The sequence below is a fragment of the Aquipuribacter hungaricus genome, assembly GCF_037860755.1.
GTDB classification, from domain to species: domain Bacteria; phylum Actinomycetota; class Actinomycetes; order Actinomycetales; family JBBAYJ01; genus Aquipuribacter; species Aquipuribacter hungaricus.
Genome location: NZ_JBBEOI010000544.1, coordinates 1 through 517 on the forward strand (window position 1 = coordinate 1; position 517 = coordinate 517).

Here is a 517-nt window from a genome sequence, read left to right on the forward strand (position 1 = left end):
CTGCCGGACGCGTTCACGCTGGTGGTGCTCACCGTGTGGGCGGCGCTGCGGTTCGACACCACCCTGGTCGTGGTGCACGACCTCGTGATGGGGGTGCTCGCGGTGGTGTTCACCCTCACCGGGCACGGACCCTTCGCCGTGATCGCCGACGACGCCACCCGGGCGATGGTCGTGCAGCTGTACGTGGGACTGATCGCCGTGGTCGGCACCGCCCTCGCGCTGGGGCGCGACGAACGTGTGATCCTCATGCGACGGCTGCAGGAGCACGCCGCCACGATGGTGCGGGAGGCCGGTCACGTCATGACGCTGGCCGGGGCCTCCCGGCAGCTGTACGCAGCGGCGGACGTGCGCACCGAGCTGTGCCGGCTGGCACGACACGTCAGCGGCGCCGACCTGGTCTACCTGCTCGAGCCGGACACGCGCGGCAGCCTCACCACCACCGCCACCGACGGCACCGAAGCCTCGCCCGTCACGTTCCGCCTGCAGGGCGAGGCGTCGCTGACCGTCAACGCCTTCC

The 517-nt window shown here is 71.8% G+C and carries 1 protein-coding gene; it reads left to right on the forward strand.

What is annotated here, in order from left to right; genetic code table 11:
* On the forward strand, positions 1-517 hold a 517-nt coding region (locus WCS02_RS21090), incomplete at both ends, for an MASE1 domain-containing protein (protein WP_340296258.1).